Source organism: Pseudoalteromonas marina (genome assembly GCF_000238335.3).
Classification (GTDB): domain Bacteria; phylum Pseudomonadota; class Gammaproteobacteria; order Enterobacterales; family Alteromonadaceae; genus Pseudoalteromonas; species Pseudoalteromonas marina.
In genome coordinates this window covers 123,751-147,989 of sequence record NZ_AHCB03000012.1, presented here as the reverse complement: position 1 = coordinate 147,989, position 24,239 = coordinate 123,751, and the positions used below count along the sequence as shown (strand labels likewise).

The following is a 24,239-nucleotide window of genomic DNA, read 5'->3' as shown; positions in this document are numbered from 1 at the left end:
ATACAGATAACTTATACTAATTTGCTTTGGCTGCTCGTTTACTCCTCTCTCTTCTCTTTGTGCATTTTTGTATTAAAGATCAATAAATCACAAAGAGGTTTAGAGACGCTTCACTTTTAGAGAAGTAAATAGCATCTTGCGCGAGCAAGCTTCGCGCCTACAGCTTTCACTTCTCATTTGCTCCTCATTTACTTCTCTTTGTGCATTTTTGTATTAAAGATCAATAAATCACAAAAGGGTTTAGAAACGCTTCGCTTTTAGAGAAAAAAATAGCATCTTGCGCGAGCAAGCTTAGCGCCTACAGCTTTCACTTCTCATTTACTCCTCATTCCCTTCTCTTTGTGCATTTTTAATAAAGATCAATAAATTACAAAAAGGTTGAGACGTGCTTTGTTCGGGCTAGAGCTCATACAGCAAATGCACTTCTTATCGCGTTAAATTTACATATCGTGGGCGCCTTAAAGCACCATATTATAGATAAAGACAACACACTTACCCGCATGCTGCGGCAAAAAGTAGGCAGTTAAAAGTCTTATTTGATCGGTGCTATTTAAGCCGCGATTAAATAAGACTCTCGTCCTACGTGTTTGTTATTGCGTTTAAATGAGCCTTTCCCTTTTTTAGCTTTTACCACTTGAGGTTTAAACACTTTAGAGGTTACTAAAGCCGCCAGCGCATTATGATTAATAACACCCCGACCGGTGTCTACCGCGCTATTATTTGCGGCTTTGCTTTTCGATTTTTTAGCCATTTTATTTCCTAACTATTTATAACAATAAGAACCTTAAGAAGTGGCGATTGTATGCCTAATTTTCAAGCTTGCAAGTATTTTTATCATTACACAACGCTCTTTTTTCATAATAAATAAACATAAAAAAAGCGCAGTAAATAACTGCGCTTAGTAGTAACCTGAACACTGGATAATAAATCTATCTCTAGCAGCTATTTCCAGCGCTAACAGCGTTGAATTTACTTGAAATAGGCTAGCTATTGACGCGTAAATTCGCCTTGTTTCTACTGAAAACCTCTGGCTAGAGAAATAAGCTTAAATATCATCATGATGAAATATGTTGGTATATCTCTTAACCAGAGTTCAGGTTAAATAGTTTTTAGCTCAAGTAATTAGAATTCAAAGCTTACTTTTGCATAATATGTACGCCCGTCAAAGCCATAAGGCAATGCACGTACAGGGTATTTAAACGCACCATTGGTAATAAAGTTAAGTACTTCGTCATCACCTAACTCATCGGGTGTTTCATCAAATACGTTGTCGGCACCAACAGAAAGCGTAAACATCTCATTAATGTCATAACTTACGTTTACATCAACCAACACTGCTGATTCAACTGTACTTGTTGGTTTAAACGACCCCGTTGGAGAAAGCTCTCCCGGTAATGAAATATGGTCGTTACCAAAGTATTTTACATCGGTTTCGCCAAAGTAATTAAAACGAAGTGTTGAAGTATATGCGTCGCGCGCATAATCAAATGTCAGCGTGGCACGCTCACTTGGCTGTCCATCAGTAAAAAAGCTACGTTGTAAGTCATCAAAGGCAACCGCTTCTGGAATACCTTCTTCTGCATTTACGTTATCAATTTTAGTGTCGTTCAAATTACCAGCAAAAGTAACACCCAAATTAGCCCCGTCGATCTCAGTACGATACGAAGCAATAATATCAACACCTTGTGTAGTAGAATCAACGGAGTTTGAGAAGTAATTAGCCTGTACTGCGCCTGTAGCTTGAAGCGCAGCAAGCGCATCTGAGCTAAACGATACGTCGTCAGCCGATAACAAACTTCCTAACGTTATGCGGTCTTTAATTTCCACACGGTAAAAGTCAACTGTAAGCGAAAGCTCGCTGCTTACATCGTAAACAAATCCCGCGCTGTAGTTAGTTGAAGTCTCAAGCTCTAAAGTATCAACCCCTAACGCACTTGGAAATGCCGTGCCTGTGTTAGCAGTAAACGACTGAGTTAACGAGCCATCCGATCCTAGGTTGGTTGTAAAAGCTGTATAACCGCTTTGCTGAAGCGAAGGCGCTCTAAAGCCAGTTGATACCGCACCACGAACAGCAAAGTCATCATTAAACTCGTAACGTGTCGCTAGTTTACCAATTAAATCGTCACCCGCATCTGAAAAGTCTTCATAGCGAAGTGCACCACTAACGTTCCATGCATCTGTGATCATCGTTTCTAGATCTACAAATATCGCGTAGCTATTTCGATCACTTTTATTTGCCGCTTCTGGGCGTAGGCCGTTATACGCCTGAAATCCACACTGCGCAAATTGATTTTCGTCATTGACTGACGGATAAGAAGTATCAGTATTAGCTAAACCACAAGCATACGACGCTTGGCTGCCTGGTACTATTTCGTAATTTTCTTTTCGGTATTCTGCGCCAATAGTTACGTATAGTGGTTCACTGCGACCAATATCTACAATGCCGTTAAAATCAGCATTAAATGTAGTTTGATCAAATCTAAATCCACCTGAATAGCCACCGGTTGGGCCTGCATTAGCTGCAATATCAGCATCGCTTGCATCAGGGTTATTAAATAAGTACTCGGCAGCGTAAGACGCATTTAAGGTATTACGCGAGGTAAAATCGTATTGGTTTTCACCATATACAGCCGACACATCGTAAGTCCAATCTGGGTTTATATCCCCTTTAAACCCTATTGCAAACGAAAGATCTTGTGCTTCATTGTATATACGCGGTAAAAAACCATCACTGTATACTTGAGTCACGTTTTTAGACGCTTCGTTAAAGTTACGATAAAAACCATTACCTAACGCGCTTCGTTCTGAGAACCCACCAAAAGAGTAAAGCTCGCTATCGCCAACAGGCAGTGCCATATTATAAAACAGCGATGTGAATTCGCTATCAGCGTTACCTTGTCCCCAGCGAACATCCTCTGAAAGCGTTCCGGGTTCTACATTTAACGAACCACCCGTATCGCGTTCTGCACGGTTAGTTCCGTCAGCATCACGGTATTCAAGTGATAAATTAATAAAACCACCTTCGTTACCTAACTCAAAACCACGGTTTAGACCTGCGGTAACTGTGTCGCCATCGCCTTCGCTTGTACCGCCATACTGAACAAAGCCAGTTGTTACACCTGTTGAATTATTAAGTGATAGGTTGATTACACCTGCTATTGCATCGGAACCATATTTTGCCGCTGCGCCATCACGAAGTACTTCAACGCCTTTAAGCGCAGTTAACGGAATTGCGTTCATATCGGTACCGGCAGCACCAGCACCAACAGTCCCATTAAGACCAAAAATAGATTGATTATGACGGCGTTTACCATTAACCAATACAAGCGTTTGATCGGGTTGTAAACCACGAAGTGTAGCAGGTCTAAATAAGTCAGAACCATCTGACACCTGCGTACGCGAAAAGTTAAATGACGGTGCTGTAGCTTGTAGGCTTTGACCAAGCTCAGTGTAACCGCCTTTATTTAAATCATCTGAGTCTATTAAATCTATTGGTGAAGATGACTCTGTTGAGGTGCGATTAGACACCCGAGAGCCTAATACAGATATTTGTTCAATATTTTTAGCAGCTTGAACGGGGGCTTCTTGCGCGATAGCAACGCCTGGTGCGCATACTGCAAATGCAACTGCCGCTGCAAGTGTATTTAAACGATATGTTGACATAGTGACGACCCTGTTTATGTGTGTTCTTATAGTTTATTTAGCGATTTAGCATCGCCAATGGGGAACATCCTAGCAACATTAGCAAATAAAAAGAAATGAAAAATTTTAAATTAAAGACCTAAGTATGCAAATAAAATTCAACTTAAGAAAAAAACACACTAAACAGGCTAAAATTAACACAAATAAGGAATTAAAATTACAAAATATATTTTTAACACATTATTTACATTAGGTATTTATTTATTAACTTATACTTTTAAGGGGAGTGAGCATAAAATAGACGTACCAGTCTCTATTATGCTGTTAACTTGAATCTTTCCTGCGTGTTCTTGCACTATTGAGTGCACAAGAGTTAGCCCCATCCCACTATTTTTTCCTACTTCTTTGGTCGTGAAAAAAGGGTCAAACATCTGTTCTTGTACATGGTTTGTCATGCCACAACCGTTATCTTTTATCTCAATACAAATAAAGCTATTTTGTTCAAAAACACGCACTTCAACAATGCAACCTTTAGTGTCATTATGCTCACAGGCTTCTCGGGCATTAATGAGTAAATTAACAAAAAGCTGATTAATTGAAGCTAAATTACAATAAATAGGCGGTACATTTTCAAAATCGGTTTTTATAGCGCACAGCGATAGCTGACTTTCAAGAAGCTTAAGCATATTTACAGCAATATCGACTACGTTCACGAGCTGCACTGCATGACATTCATTAGATTCAGAAAAATTAAGTAAATTTTGAACGCAATAGTTAACCTGTCTTAAGGTACTGGCGCTGTCTTTTATTTTGGCCGACAAGTCATTGCCAATCCAAGCAAATGGGTGTTGTAAATTAAGTAAGTCGAGCTCGTGTTTAAACTGGCTTTCTTTGAGTTCACCGTTTAAATATTGCTCGCTTATATTTAATAATGTGGAGATTATTGGGCTGCTATGGCTAAGGTTATCTATCGTATTAATTGCTTGTGACAATGGGGTGCTTATTTCCGAAGCCGCATCAACACTTAACGTACCCAGTGTTGCCATTTTAGTACTTTGGACAAGCATTTTTTTATACCGTGCTAATTCGGACTCTTTTTCACTTAGTTGCTTTTGTAACGACTTAAGTTTTTTTTCATCGTTTAAACATACACTTTCTAAATGACTCTCTACTTCATTCATGCCAGTATCCCTATAGCTTGTATAACTAATATTTAGTTGCCAAACTGAAAATACGCAACCAGATCTCCTTTTTGTTCTGTAAATAAATGTGTAAATTGACGATAAACAGGCAGACTAACTTAAAGCACTTCCCACTCAAACGTATTTATTGCCTCACAAAAGGATGAACAAATCCCCTGTTGCTGACAACCAACAATAAGGGCCTCGTTAGACTGCTTATTAAATAGCTTTTGATGAACAATATAAAGGGTATTACTCAAATTATCAGCGGGGGTTTTTAGGTCATTAGAGTTTAAAATTAATGTGCACACCTGCGCACTCTGCCCCCATAATTTCATGATATAAGCAGATACATGAAGGTAATTTATACTTTGCTCAGGCTCAGTTAATTTGTGTTGCTCCGTCACTTCTTCAACATTTATTAATTTACCAACAAAACTCAATAGCGCCACTGAAAATAGCAAAGCCTGCTCTTTTAGATTCATACCCATATGTTGTGCAAATTTTTTAACACAACTAGCATAATGTGTTGCAACATGTATTTGCTTTTCGTGATCGATGGCCGATATAGAGGGTGGCAAATTTTCTGCCATTAATAATGATGTACTAATTGACAATAAAATAGTCGTACCAAGGCGAGAAACGGCTTCTTCTATAGAGACTGTTTTACGTGTAAAGCCCAAATAGGCCGAGTTAGCAAGTTGCAGCAACTTAGCAACAATAACAGGCTCCTTAGAGACAAGCTCGGCTACTTCAGTTAGGTCAAACTCTCCACTATCAATAAGCGTATTGAGCTCTTGCAGCAGTGAAGGATAAACCGGAAAGCTAGACATTGCCCCCAGTTTTCTTCTCATACTTTCTGAAAACGGGAGTGCTTTTAATTCTGCCACATTGTTAAACAAAAGTATTAAATCGTCTTTATTAAATGGTTTAGCAAGATACATATGCACAACGTTACATTGACGCATTTTTTCGGTTAACGACGGGTCCCCCGTGAGCAAAGCCCTCACTGGGTACGAATTTTCAATTAAACAGCGCTCTAACACATCTAATCCATTAACGTGCGGCATTAAGTAATCGCTTATAATTAGGTCTATTGATTTATTATTTTTAAGCACAGACCAAAATTCATTTATTTCACTCACCGTAATAACGTCAGCAGCGGGGTATATTCTGTTAATAGTTCTCTGTAGCGCCTTTAATATAAACAGCTCGTCGTCAAATAAAACTACTCTCATTGTTTTCATTCATCACCGCGCACATTTGTATTTATTAAGTAATCATAAAACTCATCCGCAGGCAAAGGTCTAGAAAAATAAAAGCCTTGAATATAATCACAGCCAAGTCTTTCTACCAATTTACATTCGTGAGCCGTTTCGACTCCTTCTGCAATCACCTTTAAATTAAGATCATGGGACATACGCACAATGTTTCTGATCATACTTTGCATTTCAAGGGATGAATCTAAACCACTTATCAGCTCTTTATCTAATTTTATGCCATCGATTGATAACTTTGAAAGATACGCAAGTGATGAATAACCTATACCAAAATCATCAATTTGGACTTCAAACCCTAAGCTTCTTAATCTGGTTATTTGTAGTTGGCATTTTGTTAGATCATCCATTAGGTAGGTTTCTGTTAACTCAAACTGAATGTTTGATGCACTGAGGTTGTTCTCATTTAGAGACTCAAGCATAAAGTCTATCCATTCAGGGTCTTCTTTAATTTGCCGAGCAGAAAGGTTTATAGCGAGTTTACCTACTTCAACTTTTTGCATGTTCCATTGCTTAAGCTGTTTAAAACTTTGTGAAATTACAAATCGACTTATAGCAATAATTTGGCCATCACATTCAGAAATAGGAATAAACAAAGCCGGAGACACCCACCCATACTTTGTCGGCTCATACCACCTAATAAGCACCTCAGCACCACTTACCTTATGTGTTTTTAAATCTATTTTTGGCTGAAAACATAAACTAAATTCTTCGTTATCAATTGCTTTAAAAAGCAGCCTACTTAGTTCAAAGTTTTTTCGGTAATCGTTCACTAACTCTGCATCAAAGCGTGTAAAAAAGCGTTGCTGTTTTTTTGCTAGGTAATTCATGTTCAGGCTAAGATGATTTATAAGTTCCTTACCTGACAAAACATCTTCAGGAAAAATGCCGTAAACCCCATAAAGCTCTAAACTCATTCCTTTATAACGCTGGGGTATCGCATCGCTAAATAAGCTCATTGTTTTATTAAGAGCGGCAAGTAATGTGGCATCGTTACTTGCGTGAGGTACAGATAACATAAACTGGTTAGAATGCTTTTGACACATTTTTACCTTTTCACCAAAGGTATTGTGCAATACTTTTGCAAGCAAATGTGTAAACTCGTAAGCGCTTTGGTAATCTAATAAATCAGCAATAAGTTCAAATTTAGCAATACCGATAAAAATAACCGTGTAGCTAGTGTTTTCACTTTCATAATCATTTAGCTGTTGATAAAAAGCAGGTTCTTTAATTAAAAAATCACCAAAGCTTTCTATTAAAAATTTGTCACTCGACTTACTAGGGTTAACCGACAGCTTAAGTAACTGACAAAAATCATCAGACCAATAGCGTTCCAAAATAAACTCGTATTCTTTTTCGCTTTCTGCGCATTTACGAGCAATAAATAACATATTGGTTTTATTACTTAAAAAGGCCGTCAAATCGTCTTTATTTGGCTGTGCGTCTATATTAATTATGTAATCATCAACAAAGCTGTATAAACCTGAAAACAAAGACTGCGCAGGCGCATTAAAACGGTTTATTTTACCATTTTCGTCTATTTCAATAAGCGCGGTAACGCTACCTAAAAGTAGTTGGTCACGCTCGTGCTGAGCAATACGCTTGCAATAGAGTTGTTGCGCTTGTTCAATGGTTGTTATCAGTTCATTTTCATTCCAAGGCTTTTGTAAAAACTTAATCGCCAGTCCTTGGTTAAGAAGCTCAACCACCGAATTAAAATCTGCATGACCACTAAGCACTATATTTATTATTTCTGGCCAGTGAATTTTAACTTCTCGAAGTAAATCAGCCCCTGTCATATTAGGCATTCGGTAGTCAGTCACAATAATAGATACGTCGCTTGTTTTTAAGTATTCAAGCGCCTCAGGGCCACTTTCGGCTACACTTACCTTAAAGCCGGCGCGCTGCAATACACGCCGTAAAGAGCGCAAAACATTAACTTCATCATCAACCAAAAGGATACTAGGTTCCACTATTGGCTCCTATTGTTATTCAATCTTAAAAAAGATCAAAACAGCTAATACAACAGTACTTAAAAAGCCTGCCGTCATTAAAATGATAGGGTAACAGTAATTTACATTTAAATAACATGTAACCCTAATGCAAATATATCACTTGCTATCTACAAACCACCAATCCAATCGTAAAGAATTAATATAATAAAAAATACCAATCCAATATAATTAGCTAATAATAAACAATACCAGCAACACTATTCAATCAACCTTTAGTCACAAAACATGCCTCTCTTAGCGCTGTTTTTTAACTCATGAACTTTTTGGGGTATTGAAAACAAACACAAAGCGACTGCCTTCACCCACTTTACTCAGTACATCAACACTTGCCTCGTGCTCTTCAATAATGGTGTACACCTCAGACAAGCCTAAACCGGTACCTTGCCCAACCTCTTTGGTTGTATAAAAGGGGTCAAAAATTCGCTCTAAATCAGACTCAGCAATACCTGCGCCAGTGTCTTCAATAATAAGCCTTATTTTGTCTTGCTCTTGCTTACACTCAATGGTCAGTGTTCCTCCAGAAACCATAGCCTGTAACGAGTTTAAAATAGTATTAAACAAGAGTTGCCGTATTTTACTGGCCTTACCCCATAAAAAAACAGGCTCTGCAGGGAACTGCTTTTCAATTTGAACTTTATATTTGAGCTCATTTTTTAACACAATCAAAGTAGACTCAATCTCAGCGCATAAGTCTACTTCCATCCAGCTTTCTTCATCGCTTAATGCAAAATCTCGTAAGCTATTAACAATTTTTTTAACTCGCTCTGCACCATCTAGCGACTCATCGAGTAGCTCCGGTAAATCTTCTATTATAAAGTCAACACCCTGGCGTTCGTATACATCCTCAAGTAATTTAATAAAGCGATCTTCAGCCTGTTTTACAATGATTTTTTTTTGCGTCTGCGTTGTTTTTATTAGTTTTAACGCATAATCCTTGAGCGTTTCTAGGTTTGAGCTCACAAACCCTATTGGGTTATTAATTTCATGTGCAACCCCTGCGGCCAACTGACCTATAGACGCCATTTTTTCTGATTGCAGCATTTTCTTTTGCGCTACTTTTAACTCTTGATGCAGTGCCTTTAATTGTTGATGCTCGTCTTCTAGCGCATTTTTTAAATCAGATTGCTGAATAAAATAACTGGCCTCTGCGGTTACATCTGTCACAAAAATACTGACATGCGTAACCTCTGCATTTTCATTTGATAGCGGCATAAATTGCACATTTTGGTACATTTGCGATTCATCCCCTGTAATGGGTCGACTGCTTCGCATGGGGAATACATGGGGGCGTTGTTGCCAGTAACTAAAGCTTGGGTTTTTTAAAATAAATACACTGTCAATTTTACGTTTTAAAAAACGCGCTTGTTCTTCAAATACAGTTAATAGAGGTTGGCCAACTAAATCGGGTTGGCGAATAGTTAATCCACCTAAAAACGTAGGGTTAGCGAAAGTGATTGTCATATCCTGATTTATAATACAGGCACCAATAGGAAGTTGCTCAATGACGCGTTCAAACTCGCTTTTTTCCATCAATCCTCCAATAAGGCTTTGATTGGTATTAACAGCTGTTCAATAGACCCTTCACTTAAGCCAATGAGTATGCGCGCATCGAATTGCATTTGCTCAATAAAAAATTCAACTTCTATAATTAAAATAGACGACCACTCATTACTGTGAGCAGATTGCACCGGATAATAAAACGCAGGCATATTTAATTGCGTTGATAACTCAAGCTGACTGGTAAAGCCTTGTAGGCAAGCAGCAGATAAAATATTGGTAATTTCTAAAACAAGTTCTTCTGTTGCGGCTTCATCAAGCGGTAAGTCAAAATCCATTACTTCAGCCAACGCATTGCAACCGTCTTTGTGCATGCTCATTATCACTTCACCACGAATAGTGCCCGTGAACGACTGTCGTGCAAACCAGTTATTTGAAAGGCTATTAATCATTCCCTGAAAATCTTCAGGAGACATTGCTTGAATAGCAGGAATAGACAAAGACACTTTGGTTTGAATAAGTCGAGCAAGCGCATCGGCCGCTTGCCCCATAGAAATGTTCATTATTTCTTGAAGCGCATCGCGCTCGTCTTCGTTTATTTCAATCATAACAAGCCAACATCCAGCAAGGTTTCGCGTAATTGGTCGGCTTTTAAAGGCTTTTGTAAAAACCTAAAAGCGCCCATAGAGCTAACAAGCGCCTGTGCTGCAGGTTGAATATCTGCGCTAATCACTATAACAATGGTTTTTTGATGCTCTTGCTGCAGCTCTTTTAACACTTCAAAGCCATCCATTTGTGGCATTTGCAAGTCTAAAAACAGTACCTCTGCTAACCCGGCATGCACAGCATCTAGCGCTTCAACCCCATTTTTGGCTTCGTGAATTGTAATATCCCAATCTTCAGGAAGTGCGCGTTTAATTGTTTTTCTTGAAAGTGCTGAGTCATCAGCTATTGTAACCGGTATTGGCATACAGTCCTCGCTATACAATATTAGTACGTAACCTTCTGTTTTAGAGTAGAAGTAATTAGTAATTTCTGCAAAAAAAATAGCCTAAAATTCGCTTTTTATGCGGGGTTTTAATTGTTTTTTTATGCAATTTAAATTGACGCTTTAATAAAGTTTGTTGCGATTAATAAAATCCGCCAATTCAGTTGTTTATAAGCCGAGGTTAGACTAAATTTAACCGTATATCAGATTTGGCTGGCTTTACTTTTATGCAAAAAACCTCTGAACTAGAAGAATTTAACAACAGACCTGCCCACATTTTATGCCTAGACGACGAAGCAAGTGTTTTAAAGTCACTTGTACGGCTGTTACGAATGAACAAATTTAATGTGGTTGTATCGACCGACGGACACGACGCACTTCAAAAAATGACAGCCACACAGTTTGATGTGGTCATAAGTGACATGCGTATGCCCAAAATGAGCGGCGCAGAGTTTTTAGCCAAAGCAAAAAAGCTAGCTCCTGATACTCAACGTATTTTGCTAACGGGCTATTCTGATCTAGAGTCAACGGTTAGTGCAGTAAACGATGGGGGTATTAACGCCTACATTCAAAAGCCTTGGCAAAACGATCACTTAATCGGGGTTATAAAATCAGCAGTTGAAAAGTTTCGCTTAAAAAAGCACAACGAACTACTTCAAGCGCATGTCAAAAAACAAAATGCGCAATTAACCGAACTGAACCAGTCGTTAGAACTCAGAGTAGAAAAGCGTACAAAGCAAATAAAACAAGTGCTCAGGCAGCTTGAAAAAGCAAATGAACGAGAAAAAAACGAGCATAAATCTACCGTAGAACTGCTCTACAATTTTATTAATGCAAACCCTTATCTCGATGGTAACAGAGCACAAAACATTGCCAATACCTGTACGCATATAGCCTTGTATCTAAATACATCGCAAAAAAGTATCGAACTTGCGCCAACTGCGGGTTACCTAGCACAAATAGGATTGCTAGCCATGGACCCCGATCTTTATAAAAAACCAGTGAATAAACTAACCGAAGCACAACGCAAAACCTTTTACACACACCCAAGCACCGCGCAGCTAATGCTTATGCCTGCACTGCATTTACACGATGTATCTGATGCTATTTACTATCAATATGAGCGCTATAACGGCAACGGGTTACCTAAAGGGCTTTCGGGTAACGAAATACCCATTGGCGCCATGGTTTTAAGCGTTGCACGTGATTATTGGGAAGCCTATGAACAAAGTGTGGGCGATAACGAGGCCGAACATCATCAGCACGCACTCGACACTATAAAACTTTACAGTGGTACGTTTTATCATCCAAAAATTGTGCGAGCACTTGAAGCCAGCCACAATAAAATGAAAGAGAAGAAAAGCACAGCGGGGTCGGTCACTATTTGTAATGCTCAAGAGCTTAAAGAAAATATGGTATTGGGGAACTCGATACAAAGCCACACTGGCATCATGTTATTACCTAAAGGCCATGTGTTTAGCCGTAAATCAATTGAAAAGTTACAACAACTTGAAGCAAAAAAACCAACCCCCTTTAGAATTATGATTAAAAGCGCTAAATGATTGATCTAAAGCAGGCTTTTTTTCGTTACAATAAGCCTAAAATATACATATAACTTTGCTTGAAGGAGCACAACGTGTCGCGATTTTCTGCCGTAACCGACAATCCCCACGACGGGCGTTTTAATCAAAAAACGGGAATATTACTCACTAACTTAGGGAGCCCAGACGCCCCAACGGCCGCGGCACTGCGTATTTACTTACGCGAGTTTTTATCTGACCCACGCATAGTAGAAATACCACGCCTTGTTTGGATGATCATATTACATGGCATTATTTTACGAGTACGTCCAAAACGTTCAGCAAAGTTATACAAAAGTATTTGGACAGAAAACGGGTCGCCTCTCACGCACATTACGCGCCAGCAAAGCGAAAAGCTCAACACATTGTTAAAGCAAAAAGGCTACACAAACACCGAAGTTGTTATGGCCATGCGTTATGGCAACCCTTCAATAGAAGCTGGCCTTGAAGAGCTAAGAGACAAAGGCCTTACACGCATAATTATCATGCCAATGTATCCGCAGTATTCAAGCCCTACAACAGGGTCTACATTTGACGCTGTATCAAGCGTGCTACGCAAATGGCGCTGGGTGCCTGAACTTCACTTTATAAACGGTTACCACAAAAACACCACTTATATTGAATCGTTAGCTAATAGCATAAGCGAAGATCTAGCAGCCAACGGGATGCCGCAAAAAATTGTTTTTTCGTACCACGGTATGCCAAAATTATTTTTAGACAACGGCGACCCGTACCATTGCCTGTGCTTACAAACAACGCGACTTGTTGTTGAAAAGCTTGGCCTTGATAAAGACAATGTCATTAGCACTTTCCAAAGCCGATTTGGTAAAGCAGAGTGGTTAAAGCCCTACACAGATGCAACGCTAGAAAGCCTGCCAGCCGAAGGCATTAAAGATGTGGCAATTATAAGCCCTGCTTTTAGCGCCGACTGCCTTGAAACACTAGAAGAGTTAGAAGGCGAAAACCGCGAAATATTTGAAGAAGCTGGCGGCGAAAAATACCGCTACATCCCAGCTTTAAACGACAGAGACGACCACATTGAAGCCATATTTGATGTGTTAAAACCAATGTTGTAATCAACTCAATATAAAAAAAGGCGTTAATATTAACGCCTTTTTTTATGCCCATTATTCACAAAGAGGGTAAGAGACGCTGCGCTTTTAGAGTTAGTGAAAAGCCCATCATTTATAATGCCATGGCTGAATTTACCTGTAGACGCTCAGCTTGCTGGCGTTTAAAAGCAACGCTTTTACATTTAGTCGATTTATTCGTAAACGTAACTAACTTAACACCGAGAAGTGACTAATAACTACTTTTTTAACTCTGTGTAGCGCAAAGCGCCTCGGTGTGCTCTGTGGTCATATTTATTATTAAATAACAAGAAGCTGCCGCTTCTAACGTGAGCAAGCTCTACGTCTACAAAAACAAACTAAACATTGGTATTGCTCTTCTCATTTACTCCTCATTCACTCCTCTTTGTGCATTACAGTTTTGAAAGTCCATTATTTCTAAATTTACTGGTAGACGCGCAGCTTGCTGGCGTTTAAAAGCAACGCTTTTACGGGGTATAAAGTTATTAACTCACCACCGAGAAGTGAAGGCCAGGAGAAGTGACCAAACCAATATTTTTTAAACTCTGTGTAGCGCAAAGCGCCTCGGTGTGCTCTGTGGTCATATTTATTATTAAATAACAAGAAGCTGCCGCTTCTAACGTGAGCAAGCTCTACGTCTACAAAAATAAACTAAAACATCGCTTGTCACTTTAGCTGCTCATTTACTCCTCATTCACTCCTCTTTGTGCATTACAGTTTTGAAAGTCCATTATTCACAAAGAAGTCTAGAGACGCTGCGCTTTTAAGTAACCCACCGTCATTAACCTTTACGAGTGATCATTACTGTACATACGCCCGCTATAATTCCCCAAAAAGCAGATCCTACTGAAAACATCGTTAAATCAGACGCCGTAACCAAAAACGTCACTATTGCAGCCTCAGTATATTGCGACCCCGTTAACGCTTGCTGCAAACTATTTGCAATAGTGCCAAACAAAGCGATACCCGCTAACGCCAAAATAAGTGCCTGCGGCAGACTTGCCACCAAACCGACTAAAGTTGCAGCACACAACGCCATTAAAATGTAAAAAACACCGCCTGCAATACTTGCCCAATAGCGTTTATCCGGGTTTTTATCAGCCTCATCACTCATACAAATAGCCGCCGTAATCGCAGCTAAATTAATTGAATACGCCCCAAACGGCGCACAAAGTACATTTACCAGCCCCGTCACATTAAGCGATGCCGAAATAGGCGCTTTGTAATTATGCGCCTTTAACACAGCAATACCTGGCAAGTTTTGAGAGGTCATTGTCACAATATATAAAGGTAAACCAATGCTTATACAGGCTTGTAAATTAAACGAAGGCGCAATATAGGTAAAGTGACTCATTTTCCACTGCAATGCGCTTGTATCTACATGGCCAAATTGCCACGCTAATAACACCCCCACAATCAGCACGCTTAGCATGGCAAAGCGCGCAAAAAAGCGCTTACCTACAAAATAAACCAATACCATTAACCCTATAACTAAGGGCATATCATTCATAAAATTAAATACATCAATACCAAAAGTAACCAGCACGCCCGCTAACATGGCACAGGCAAGTTCGCTGGGTATTCGGTTCATTATTTTTTCAAACCAACCCGTTATACCCGACAAAAAAACCAACAACGCGGCAAACATAAATGCTCCAACCGCCTCGTTTAGGTTATATCCCTGTGCGCTTGATATAAGCAAAGCAGCCCCAGTGGTCGACCATGCAATTAAAACAGGAACTTTGTAATAGTAAGATAAACCAATTGAGGTTGTTCCCATTACTAAACCTAGCATTAAAATCCAGCTCGCAACTAAATCAGGCGTCCCCCCTAGAGTGATCACAACCTGATAAATTAATGCAATGGAACTTGCAAAACCAATAATCACTGCCACTAATCCAGCGGTTGCTCGGTTAAGTAATTGATCTGAAAACGCCATATATCCCTCTTGCATTTATTTTTATGCACACAACATACGTTGCTCATTTTTACAATGCAATTAACTATTAGTGTAAGAATCGTGAATTATTTTCATTTTTATTTTAAAAAATTTTGAGCCTTTAAATTATTGCATTTTAAAAAACAAACAAGTACCTATAAAAGCGCCACAGGCCGCATAAAGCCTACAAAAAGCAATACCTAAAATGTACTAAAAATAAGCTAATCATTACTTTACAACAACTTAAAAAATCAAAAAACAATACATTAATACTATAAAACCAAACTTGATCTAATTACTCACTTAGTATAAAACGTAACAAATAGTTAACCAAAAACACCAAAAGAGAAACAAATGAAGCGTTTAATCATTGCTGCCATTGCTACTGCGGTACTCGCATTTGCCATTTACAAAGGAGTAATTGAGACCAAAAAAGCCGAGGAGCCTACTGCTCCAATAGCGATCGATTTTGTTCCTATTGATCTGCAAAAAACACGCACAACCAAAGCGCCTGTGCCTATTGATATGAGTAAAGACCCTATAAAAGCCACGCCTAAAATAGAACAAACAGCTCCATTTGAAAGCTTTGACGCGGTAAACCGCTTATCAGATCGTGCCAAAGCAGTACTTACCAATGCCAAAGTACTGCCTACCGATCTTAATAACGAAGCGTACATAGAGTTTGATTTAGCCACTTTACAAGCACTAAAAACAGGCGAAAACTTTGATTTAGCTATTCCACAAACAACCGAAACTTATACAGCCGAAGTCACTAACGTTATTGAGTCGGCCAATGGTGACAAAAGTATTTTTGGAAAAGTACTTGGCGTTGACGGACGTATGCACAACACGGTACTTACCGTTGGGAAAGACGCTATATACGGTCAATTTACCGCGCCTTCTGGTAACTACGTATTTGAAAGCAAAGGCCAATACGGCTGGATAGCCGCTAAACGCGATTTATATAAAAGCCATATTGAGCACGACGTAAGTGCCCCACAACCAAAACCCGATAACGCTGCCGATATGTTTGCCCCTAAAACCGACGGCTAATCACTTATTCCGCTCGCTTAATTAAGTGCTATCGCGGATTGCTATTACCTAATTTTTTATATTAAGCCCCATTAAATGGCTGCTTAAGCGTGCTCGTTATGCTTAAGCAAAATTTAATAATAACTATATTAACCACTACAAGAGTAAGGAAATACAACAATGAAGAATGTAATCATCAAAACAGCAGTAGCAGCTGCATTGTGCGCTGCAAGCACAGCTCAAGCAGAAACAATCGATATTGGTATTTTATATACCGACCAGTCGGCTGCAGCAACCAGCAATATTAATACAAAAATTAACCAGCTTATTGCGTTTAGTAATCAAGTTTACAGCCAAAATGGCGTAGACATTACGCTGCGTTTAGTGGGCTCGCAAAACTTAGGCGACTACGCAATTACTCCATCTGAAGATTGGCTTAATGCAGTAACAAACAGCAGCTACGTAGATAACCTACGCACAGGCTGGAAAGCCGATATGGTAGCAGTGCTAGGTATGGGTCAAAGTGCAGGTGCTGGCTTAATTTCATGTGGTTTAGCATGGGTTGGGCAAGGTACAAACGGCAACCTTTACAGCTCAATGAGCGATCGTATGTACTCAATAACAGCGATTGACTGTGGCGCAAGCACATTTGTACACGAGCTAGGCCATAACCAAGGCTTAGCGCATTCACGTAAACAAGGTGATACGTCGGGTGGTGTTTACACTGACGGCATGGGCCACGGTGTACAAAACGAGTTTGCAAGTATCATGGCGTACCCACAAGTATTTGGTAGCGCAACACAGTACGATTACTTCTCTAACCCAAATTGGAGCGTAAACGGTATTCCTTACGGTATTACAAACCAGGCATACGCAATTCGCACTGTAACGGCTACAAAAACAAGTATTGCTAACTTTAAATAAATGAGCACAAAAAAGCGGGCATATGTAATGCCCGCTTACGTTATTTTGTTAGTCCAATCCGTTTAATTAAGTGATCTATTTTGCGGATTGATATTAGTCCCTTTGGAGCGCGTTATGCGCTCTTTTTAATGCACAACAACCTTTTGCTTAATAGCTGGCATTAACGTTTTGCCATCGCCATCTACCTTATTTAATAGCTTTAAGCCCATTACTTTTGCAAGCACCGGGTATATGTCGAGGTTATTTACTTTTTTAAGGCTTACACCTTGTTTAAATGCAGGCCCAGTTGCAATAAACGTGGCTGCCATGTCGTCTGTGTAAGCGTAACCGTGTGTGCCAACATAAGTCGATTTACCCTTACTGGTAAATACCGCAGGCGCGTTAGTTTGCACTATAATATCGCCCACTCGGCTCCCTTTATTATAATGATACCCAGCCAACTGCTCATCAGTTAACACTGTATAACGGCCATTTGCCGCCTCGCGTAAACGCGCTTTGTAATTGGCTATGTCGGTTACGCTGGTTTCGGGTTTTGCATATATTAGTAAACGCGGCCCCGTATTTTTAACTATAAAACCGTCATCACTAGGTAACGTGTTCAACAAAATGCTTTTATCAGGATCAACAACCGCCATACCATGGTCCGACACAATCACTAAGTTCACATCTTGTTCTAATTTACTTAAACGCGCGTGTAACTGCCTCATTAACGTATCGAGCTGTTTAACTGCATCACGTGTTTGTGGTGCATCGGGGCCAAATTCGTGCCCCATGCTATCGACTAACGAAAAATAACTCGCAACAAACCGAGGGCGCTGCGCTTTAGGTAAGCTCAACCACTGAATAATTTGATCAACCCGGCCTTGGTACTCACTATGCTTAGAGTAATGATAAAAATAGTCGGGGGTCATACCATTAAAACGCGCATCCGATTCAGGCCAAAAATACGCCGCCGACTTAAGCCCCTGCATTTTAGCTAAGTTCCACAGCGGAATGCCTTTTACCCACGTGCTGTCGCCTAATGCTTTACCCATGCTGTAACATTCGTTATTACGCGCTTTGTCGCAAAATTTGTTATCAACAATGCCGTGATTCACTGGCAATAACCCAGTCACAATAGAAATATGATTAGGAAACGTTTTTGTGGGGTAAACCGGTATTAACTTTTGTGCCCTTACGCCTTTATCAGCCATAGCTTTTAAATTAGGTGCGCCGTGTTTTTCAATGTAGTCCCACCTAAAACCGTCAATCGACACAAGTACTACCGTTTGCTCTTTTGCTGCAAACGCCGTATGGCTGGTTAACACCAAAAGTGCCCACATCATCGCCTTTACAAATCCATACTTCATTACAAATACTCGCCTACATTAAAATACGTTAAATACTGAAAAATATAACTTTATAATACAATTGCCAGGCCTTAAATGATACAAGCACCTGTACCTAACTCCTCTAGGTGTATATATTAACTAGTAAGTATTAAAAACGAATGACAACGCGCATTTAACTTGCCAGTCATCGCCACAAAACAAGGACACCGATGACCATCGACTTTAGTAAAAAAATAACCCCCGCGCGTATGTACAGAACCACCTCTAATTTACAAATGGCGCTCGAAAGCGACCGTGGCCGCATAATGAACAGCGCCGCTATTCGTCGCTTGCAACAAAAAACACAAGTATTTCCGCTTGAGCGAAACGCCGCTGTGCGTTCAAGGTTAACCCACTCGCTTGAAGTACAACAAGTTGGGCGCTTTATTGTACAACGTATTTTTGCCAACCTAAGCTTTGAGCAACAAAAAGATTATGGCTTAACCGACCTAGAACGCCCACTCGAAAGCCTAGTAGAAATGGCCTGCCTAATGCACGATATTGGCAACCCACCTTTTGGCCACTTTGGCGAAGCCGCAATAAACCACTGGTTTAATACTAATTTAGCCAGTGTAACGCCCGAGCGATGCCGCGAGCCAAACACCGGCATAGGCGTTATTTTTAAGCACCTAGCGCAAGACATTTGCAACTTTGAAGGCAACGCCCAGGGCATTCGTATTATTCACTCGTTGCAAACCCTTAACCTAACCTACAGCCAAAGTGCAGGTATTTTAAAATATACTCGCCCAGCAGGGCTTGATGTAAAAGACATACCCCAAAATAAAAACTACTTAATGAAAAAAGTAGGCTACTACTACAGTGAAAAAGCCTTTATTGAAGCATTACAAAACGAGTTAACCATAGAGCCCTACTGTCGCCATCCGGCCAGTTACATAATGGAAGCCGCCGACGATATATCGTACTGCCTAGCCGACATAGAAGACGCCGTAGAAAAAGGCATAATAACCATTGAGCTACTGTGCACCGTGCTTAAAAATCACTATCAAAAAGTACTTATAAACCTAACCATTGACGACACCGAACACCAAGACTTTGTTAGCAAAGCGGTAAACTACGCACTAGAGCGTGCCAAAGCACAACCGTATAACTTTAATAGCGAATTTTTTATATACCTACGTGTAGCCCTGCTGCACCCGCTAGTTAATCATGCCGCAAAACGCTTTATAGAAAACATAGAACCCATTTATCACGGCGACTTTAACCATGCTCTACTAGAAGACCGAAGCCACTTGCACGCCGTAACACAAACGCTTAAACAAGTTGCCCAAGCGCATGTGTTTTCAGATAAAGAAGTTGAAAAGCTTGAGCTACAAGGCTACAGAATCATTAACGGCCTACTCGACAGCTACAAACCACTACTGCAATTAACAAGCGACGACTTTAAACGCGCACTAAATGGCGACAAACGCCTACTAATAGAATCAAGGCTTGTTAAAAAACTCTCTAAAAAGCACTTAAACAGCTACCAACATGCCATAGACGCCATGCAAGAAGAGCCCGACCACTTTGCAGCCTACGAATTTTATTACCGATGCCGGTTAATTCAAGATTACATTAGCGGCATGACCGACCAATTTGCCTACGACGAATACCGCAGCCTAATGGTAATAAGCTAATAAAATAGCGCTTACTCAGCGCTATTTAATAACCGCCTGGCTAAGCTTTAATATTGAAGCAAATAAGCTTAGCCATATTCGCCCGCCATTAAGCGTAATACTCCCCTAGATAATTTTTAATTTTACGCTTAAAATCAACTTATTAATGTTTAAACGCTAACCGCCCTTATGACCACTTTACTCACACGCCTGACGCTTTGTTTTGCCTTATTTTATAGTGTTAATAGCGCTGCTTATAACGAAGCAATGTGCATACTTATAAAGCAAGAAGTACAGCAATACAGTAATAACAAAACAAGCGAAAAATACCGTAAAGCGGCGCGTGACTATAAAAAACATTGTAACAAAACTAAGCAAGTACTTACTCAGCCTAAACCAGTAGTAAAAGAGCCAGAGCAAAGCGTAATAGTAACCCAACCACAACCAAACAATGTGCAACCTGCTCCGGTTATTGAGCCCACTATCCAAACCACCGATGGGCTAATTGACGAAAAAACACTTAACTTAACCGATGAGCAAAAACAGCAAATTAGCGACATGATTGACGCTAACGCAAGCGAAGTAACCATTAATGTAGAGCCTACACAACCTACACCTACTGAAAAGAAAGAGCCTAACAACACAGCTGATAACCAAACGCTAGCAGAGCCAATAACAACTCAAAAACGTGAACAAGTCTCAGCAAAAATGCTTGAAGAAGGATCAAAAAAAGTACAAGAGCCAGCGCAAAGCCAAGTAACAGAGCAAGCGACACCGGTTATACAACCCACAGAGCCATCAGTAGCGCCGGTGATAAAACCAGCGCCAGTGATTACTCCGCAACCAGCGCGCCAGCAACCTAGCTCGTTATTATTACCAAGTTTTGTATTAGTACTGGTTGTGCTTATTGGCGCAATGGTGATCATTCGTTTGCGCCGCGCAAAACAAACCAATGCCAGCGCAGCCGTTACAGCAGTTAGTACGCAAACACAAAATACACAAAGCGCCGAAAAACAAACAGCTAATGTAACCTCAGAGCAACAGCAACCAAAAACTACACACAAAACACCGGCACCCAGTGAGCAATCGGCTGCAGAAGCAGCAGAGCCAAAGGCCCCTACTAACAACGCCGTTACTAATGACAAACCAAGCGAAGAAAAACAACAACCTAATACCGCCGAGTTTGAAGCCGCAGCTAAAACTACGTTAGAGCGTATTAAAAACGCCAGCAGCTTTAACGAACCGCAAGTACGCGACTTTGATCCAGATGCAAAACCTGTAAAAAAACAGCGTAAGCACAGCCCAGTAAAACCAGAGCCAACACCAGCAAAGCCTATAGAAAATACTGAACAACCAGCAGAGCAAACACCTGAGCCGCTACCAACAAGTACACCTACTAAATTAGATAAATCCGAGCCAGAAGCGCCTGCATTTAAAACTGAACACGACTTTAAAGAGCCCGAAGTGCGCACGTTCGATCCTAATGCACCACTCCCCGGCAAAAAGAAAAAACCACGTAAAACAGAGCCAACACAAACTGAGCCGGAGCCACCAGCGCCACAAAACACCCGTGAAACAATTCAACCAGAGCCAGAAGCATCTGAGGCAAAAGCCGAGCCTAAAAAAGCAGATAACAGCAACCCATTTGCCAACCTATCACTTGACGCAAGTTGGGACCCAAACTCAGCCGAAAAACCCAAAATAGAAGAAAAACAACGCCCCCCTAAATCACAAGCACTAATAGACGCAGAAGAACGCGCTAAAAAGCTACAAACAAAAGAGTAACAACCCTACTCACTCCTCTTTGTGCATTAAAGCCCTAAAAATCCATTATTCACAAAGAGGGTAAGAGACGCTCCGCTTTTAGAGGTAGTGATTGTGCTTAATAATGGGAAACTTTACTTCTAACGTGAGCAAGCTCAAGATCAGTAATTAAATACCAGCGCTTGCAACAAACACCGTAGGCGCAAAGCTTGCTTGCGCGAAAAGCGAAGCTTTTAATTATGAAACAAAGTTTACCTTACGCTTTAATTAAAACATCAAGCACTACTCGTTAAACTTAAACACCGCTATTTGCCTCATAAAATGAGGCAAATGGTAGGGTTAATTGCCTCATTATTTTGCTTGCACTACCGCTTTGAAATTATAGGAAACTGTAATTTAAACATCCGCAGACACAATTTTACTTCGCGCTTTGATTTTTAACCGTAAGCGCCTCGGTGTACTCTGTGGTGATATTTATTTTTTAGCAAGAAGCTGCGCTTCTAACGTGAGCAAGCTCTACGTCTACAAAACCAAGCTAAAAGTAGCCCTATTCACTCTGGCTTCTCATTCGCTTCCCTTTGTGCATTACATCTTTAAAACCAATGATTCACAAAGAGGGTAAGAGACGCTGCGCTTTTAGAGAAGTGATTAAGTGACTCGTGATTAAAAAACCAATAAATCAAATGGCTTGGCTTCTCATTTACTCCTCATTCGCTTCTCTTTGTTCATTAAAGCCCTAAAAGCCTATTATTCAAAAAGAGGTTCAATTTACTGGTAGACGCGCAGCTTGCTGGCGTTTAAAAGCAACGCTTTTACGGGGGTTGAAACGTGATTGTTTCAGCACCAAAAGTTAAGAAAAAAGATGCGGAGAAGTAACTAACATTACTAATGTTTTCTCTGTGTAGCGCGAAGCGCCTCGGTGTGCTCTGTGGTAATAAAAAGATCACTTAACACCATCACTTGGCTTCTCATTTACTCCTCATTCGCTTCTCTTTGTGCATTAAAGCCCTAAAAGCAAAGCTTTTAAATTATGGACGAAAGTTTACCTTTCGCTTTAATTAAAGCATTCAGCACTACTCGTTTAACTTAAACACACCTATTTGCCTCAATCAATGAGTCAAATAGCCATTTAATTGCCTCATTGAGCAACTGTGTAACGTGTACTGCGCCCACCGGCAGCTGTTTTTGTTATGAAACCTAATGTTTGTAAATCGGCTAAATGCCGTGTGGCAGTCGCACGACTGACTTTAGCTACCTTTTGATACTGACTGGCACTAATTCCGTGCTCAAATTGGCCATCGAGTAATTTATTAATTACTTTTACTTGTTGCTCACTTAGTTTTGTTTGCTCTTTACTTGCCCAGTAATTAGTTTTTAAAACTGTTTGCTCAATATTTTTAAGCGTATGGTGTATCGCATTATTAAGCGTATTTAAAAACCATTTAATCCACTGTGTTATACAAAGCCCGCCACGCTGCGTGGCCTCTAGCACCTCGTAGTAGCTTTTTCGATCGTCTAAAATAGCCACCGACATAGCATAAAACCGAATAGACTCTGCATACTTTTGTGCTAAAGCCAGGTCGGTTATAAGACGTGTTATGCGCCCGTTACCATCTTCAAGCGGATGTATTGTTACAAACCACAAGTGTGCAATAGCAGCACGAATAAAAGGGTCTATTTGTGGATCGTTTTGCGTGGTGTTGAACCAATCAAAAAAAAGCGACAGCTCTTTGTTTACTAACTTTTTAGGTGGCGCTGTAAAATGTAATACCGGTTTATCTAAACGCCCTGATACCACCTGCATTGGCTCACCGCCACGCAACTGGCCGCCCTCAATATTAGTAAACAAGCTTTGCTCATCTGCAAATAATAAACGATGCCAGTTAAGCACCCTTTCTAAACCAAGCGCTGAATCTGTGTTAGTTATTGCATCAAGCATAATTTCTGCAAGATTGTCGCTTTGCACAGTTGTGGGATAAGGCTTTTCGTTAATATTGAGCTTTTTAGCGAGCGAAGAGCGAACCGAAAATGCATTAAGCTTTTCGCCCTCAATCGCACTAGAGTGAATAATATTTGCTAATAAAGTATCAAGAGCTTGCTGCTTTTGATGGGCACTTTGCACGCCCATACGGCCCACTAATAAGCCATGGTTATATGAAAGTTCACTTAGTAAGGGAGCAAGCGACGCATAATCCCACGTAAAGTTTGGCCAGTTTTGTTGTTGCCATATCCACATAGTCTTTAGCCCTTAAGTTAGTTAACTTCAGTCTATATGATTTAATTGCCTCATTCAATGAGGCGATTAATGGCATTAATTGCCTCA

Annotated in this window: 17 protein-coding genes; 6 read left to right on the top strand and 11 right to left on the bottom strand. The window is 40.2% G+C overall.

Annotation, left to right across the window (positions count from 1 at the left end; all coding sequences use genetic code 11):
• Nucleotides 1–550: 550 nt before the first annotated feature.
• From arfA to PMAN_RS16550, 8 genes are all read right to left on the bottom strand, one after another.
• A complete protein-coding gene (gene arfA / locus PMAN_RS16585; protein WP_006793520.1) occupies nucleotides 551–751 on the bottom strand; it encodes an alternative ribosome rescue factor ArfA in 201 nt (66 codons plus the stop codon).
• Nucleotides 752–1,122: 371 nt separating this feature from the next.
• Complete coding sequence (locus tag PMAN_RS16580; RefSeq protein WP_010556063.1) at nucleotides 1,123–3,663, bottom strand: TonB-dependent receptor plug domain-containing protein; 2,541 nt, start codon at nucleotides 3,661–3,663, stop codon at nucleotides 1,123–1,125.
• Between the two features lie 248 nt (nucleotides 3,664–3,911).
• The gene (locus tag PMAN_RS16575) at nucleotides 3,912–4,823 is read right to left on the bottom strand and encodes a sensor histidine kinase (protein ID WP_010556064.1); all 912 of its coding nucleotides are present in this window, start codon (nucleotides 4,821–4,823) and stop codon (nucleotides 3,912–3,914) included.
• 119 nt (nucleotides 4,824–4,942) lie between these two features.
• Nucleotides 4,943–6,070 (bottom strand): HDOD domain-containing protein, encoded by a 1,128-nt coding sequence (locus tag PMAN_RS16570; RefSeq protein WP_010556065.1) that lies wholly within the window; start codon nucleotides 6,068–6,070, stop codon nucleotides 4,943–4,945.
• The gene (locus PMAN_RS16565) at nucleotides 6,067–8,073 is read right to left on the bottom strand and encodes an EAL domain-containing response regulator (protein WP_010556066.1); all 2,007 of its coding nucleotides are present in this window, start codon (nucleotides 8,071–8,073) and stop codon (nucleotides 6,067–6,069) included. The genes PMAN_RS16570 and PMAN_RS16565 overlap by 4 nt, the downstream gene beginning before the upstream one ends.
• A gap of 294 nt (nucleotides 8,074–8,367) precedes the next feature.
• Complete coding sequence (locus PMAN_RS16560) at nucleotides 8,368–9,645, bottom strand: PAS domain-containing sensor histidine kinase (protein WP_010556067.1); 1,278 nt, start codon at nucleotides 9,643–9,645, stop codon at nucleotides 8,368–8,370.
• Nucleotides 9,645–10,220 (bottom strand): chemotaxis protein CheX, encoded by a 576-nt coding sequence (locus tag PMAN_RS16555; protein WP_006793514.1) that lies wholly within the window; start codon nucleotides 10,218–10,220, stop codon nucleotides 9,645–9,647. Before PMAN_RS16555 ends, PMAN_RS16560 begins: the two co-directional genes overlap by 1 nt.
• Nucleotides 10,217–10,582: a response regulator gene (locus PMAN_RS16550; RefSeq protein ID WP_008133194.1), complete on the bottom strand. Its 366-nt coding sequence runs from the start codon at nucleotides 10,580–10,582 to the stop codon at nucleotides 10,217–10,219. Before PMAN_RS16550 ends, PMAN_RS16555 begins: the two co-directional genes overlap by 4 nt.
• 245 nt (nucleotides 10,583–10,827) lie before the next feature.
• On the opposite strand from PMAN_RS16550, the gene nosR reads away from it, so the two are divergent.
• Complete coding sequence (gene nosR, locus PMAN_RS16545; protein ID WP_010556068.1) at nucleotides 10,828–12,162, top strand: response regulator c-di-GMP phosphodiesterase, NosR family; 1,335 nt, start codon at nucleotides 10,828–10,830, stop codon at nucleotides 12,160–12,162.
• A 74-nt stretch (nucleotides 12,163–12,236) separates the two neighbouring features.
• Entirely contained in the window at nucleotides 12,237–13,256 is a 1,020-nt protein-coding gene (gene hemH, locus PMAN_RS16540) for a ferrochelatase (protein WP_006793511.1), read from the top strand.
• Nucleotides 13,257–14,052: 796 nt separating this feature from the next.
• Here the strand turns inward: hemH and PMAN_RS16535 are convergent.
• Complete coding sequence (locus PMAN_RS16535; protein WP_006793510.1) at nucleotides 14,053–15,210, bottom strand: benzoate/H(+) symporter BenE family transporter; 1,158 nt, start codon at nucleotides 15,208–15,210, stop codon at nucleotides 14,053–14,055.
• Nucleotides 15,211–15,564: 354 nt separating this feature from the next.
• On the opposite strand from PMAN_RS16535, the gene PMAN_RS16530 reads away from it, so the two are divergent.
• Both PMAN_RS16530 and PMAN_RS16525 read left to right on the top strand, forming a co-directional pair.
• The gene (locus PMAN_RS16530; RefSeq protein ID WP_010556069.1) at nucleotides 15,565–16,263 is read left to right on the top strand and encodes a hypothetical protein; all 699 of its coding nucleotides are present in this window, start codon (nucleotides 15,565–15,567) and stop codon (nucleotides 16,261–16,263) included.
• Between the two features lie 159 nt (nucleotides 16,264–16,422).
• Nucleotides 16,423–17,166 (top strand): M12 family metallo-peptidase, encoded by a 744-nt coding sequence (locus tag PMAN_RS16525; RefSeq protein ID WP_006793508.1) that lies wholly within the window; start codon nucleotides 16,423–16,425, stop codon nucleotides 17,164–17,166.
• A 125-nt stretch (nucleotides 17,167–17,291) separates the two neighbouring features.
• Here PMAN_RS16525 and PMAN_RS16520 read toward each other — a convergent pair whose 3' ends face one another.
• Nucleotides 17,292–18,515 (bottom strand): alkaline phosphatase family protein, encoded by a 1,224-nt coding sequence (locus PMAN_RS16520; protein WP_033035222.1) that lies wholly within the window; start codon nucleotides 18,513–18,515, stop codon nucleotides 17,292–17,294.
• 191 nt (nucleotides 18,516–18,706) lie between these two features.
• Between PMAN_RS16520 and dgt the strand changes: the two genes are divergently transcribed.
• Nucleotides 18,707–20,173, top strand: coding sequence for a dGTPase (gene dgt / locus PMAN_RS16515; RefSeq protein WP_010556071.1), 1,467 nt, complete (start codon nucleotides 18,707–18,709; stop codon nucleotides 20,171–20,173).
• Between the two features lie 168 nt (nucleotides 20,174–20,341).
• Nucleotides 20,342–21,937 (top strand): hypothetical protein, encoded by a 1,596-nt coding sequence (locus PMAN_RS16510; RefSeq protein WP_010556072.1) that lies wholly within the window; start codon nucleotides 20,342–20,344, stop codon nucleotides 21,935–21,937.
• Between the two features lie 1,117 nt (nucleotides 21,938–23,054).
• Here the strand turns inward: PMAN_RS16510 and PMAN_RS16505 are convergent.
• Nucleotides 23,055–24,152, bottom strand: a complete 1,098-nt coding sequence (locus PMAN_RS16505; RefSeq protein ID WP_010556073.1) for a Fic family protein — start codon at nucleotides 24,150–24,152, stop codon at nucleotides 23,055–23,057.
• Between the last annotated feature and the right edge of the window lie 87 nt (nucleotides 24,153–24,239).

Bases quoted from the DNA above. Each gene is read 5' to 3' on its own strand.
- arfA (WP_006793520.1), bottom strand. From the start codon at position 751: ATGGCTAAAAAATCGAAAAGCAAAGCCGCAAATAATAGCGCGGTAGAC.
- PMAN_RS16580 (WP_010556063.1), bottom strand. From the start codon at position 3,663: ATGTCAACATATCGTTTAAATACACTTGCAGCGGCAGTTGCATTTGCA.
- PMAN_RS16575 (WP_010556064.1), bottom strand. From the start codon at position 4,823: ATGAATGAAGTAGAGAGTCATTTAGAAAGTGTATGTTTAAACGATGAA.
- PMAN_RS16570 (WP_010556065.1), bottom strand. From the start codon at position 6,070: ATGAAAACAATGAGAGTAGTTTTATTTGACGACGAGCTGTTTATATTA.
- PMAN_RS16560 (WP_010556067.1), bottom strand. From the start codon at position 9,645: ATGGAAAAAAGCGAGTTTGAACGCGTCATTGAGCAACTTCCTATTGGT.
- PMAN_RS16555 (WP_006793514.1), bottom strand. From the start codon at position 10,220: ATGATTGAAATAAACGAAGACGAGCGCGATGCGCTTCAAGAAATAATG.
- PMAN_RS16550 (WP_008133194.1), bottom strand. From the start codon at position 10,582: ATGCCAATACCGGTTACAATAGCTGATGACTCAGCACTTTCAAGAAAA.
- nosR (WP_010556068.1), top strand. From the start codon at position 10,828: ATGCAAAAAACCTCTGAACTAGAAGAATTTAACAACAGACCTGCCCAC.
- PMAN_RS16535 (WP_006793510.1), bottom strand. From the start codon at position 15,210: ATGGCGTTTTCAGATCAATTACTTAACCGAGCAACCGCTGGATTAGTG.
- PMAN_RS16530 (WP_010556069.1), top strand. From the start codon at position 15,565: ATGAAGCGTTTAATCATTGCTGCCATTGCTACTGCGGTACTCGCATTT.
- PMAN_RS16525 (WP_006793508.1), top strand. From the start codon at position 16,423: ATGAAGAATGTAATCATCAAAACAGCAGTAGCAGCTGCATTGTGCGCT.
- PMAN_RS16520 (WP_033035222.1), bottom strand. From the start codon at position 18,515: ATGAAGTATGGATTTGTAAAGGCGATGATGTGGGCACTTTTGGTGTTA.
- dgt (WP_010556071.1), top strand. From the start codon at position 18,707: ATGACCATCGACTTTAGTAAAAAAATAACCCCCGCGCGTATGTACAGA.
- PMAN_RS16510 (WP_010556072.1), top strand. From the start codon at position 20,342: ATGACCACTTTACTCACACGCCTGACGCTTTGTTTTGCCTTATTTTAT.
- PMAN_RS16505 (WP_010556073.1), bottom strand. From the start codon at position 24,152: ATGTGGATATGGCAACAACAAAACTGGCCAAACTTTACGTGGGATTAT.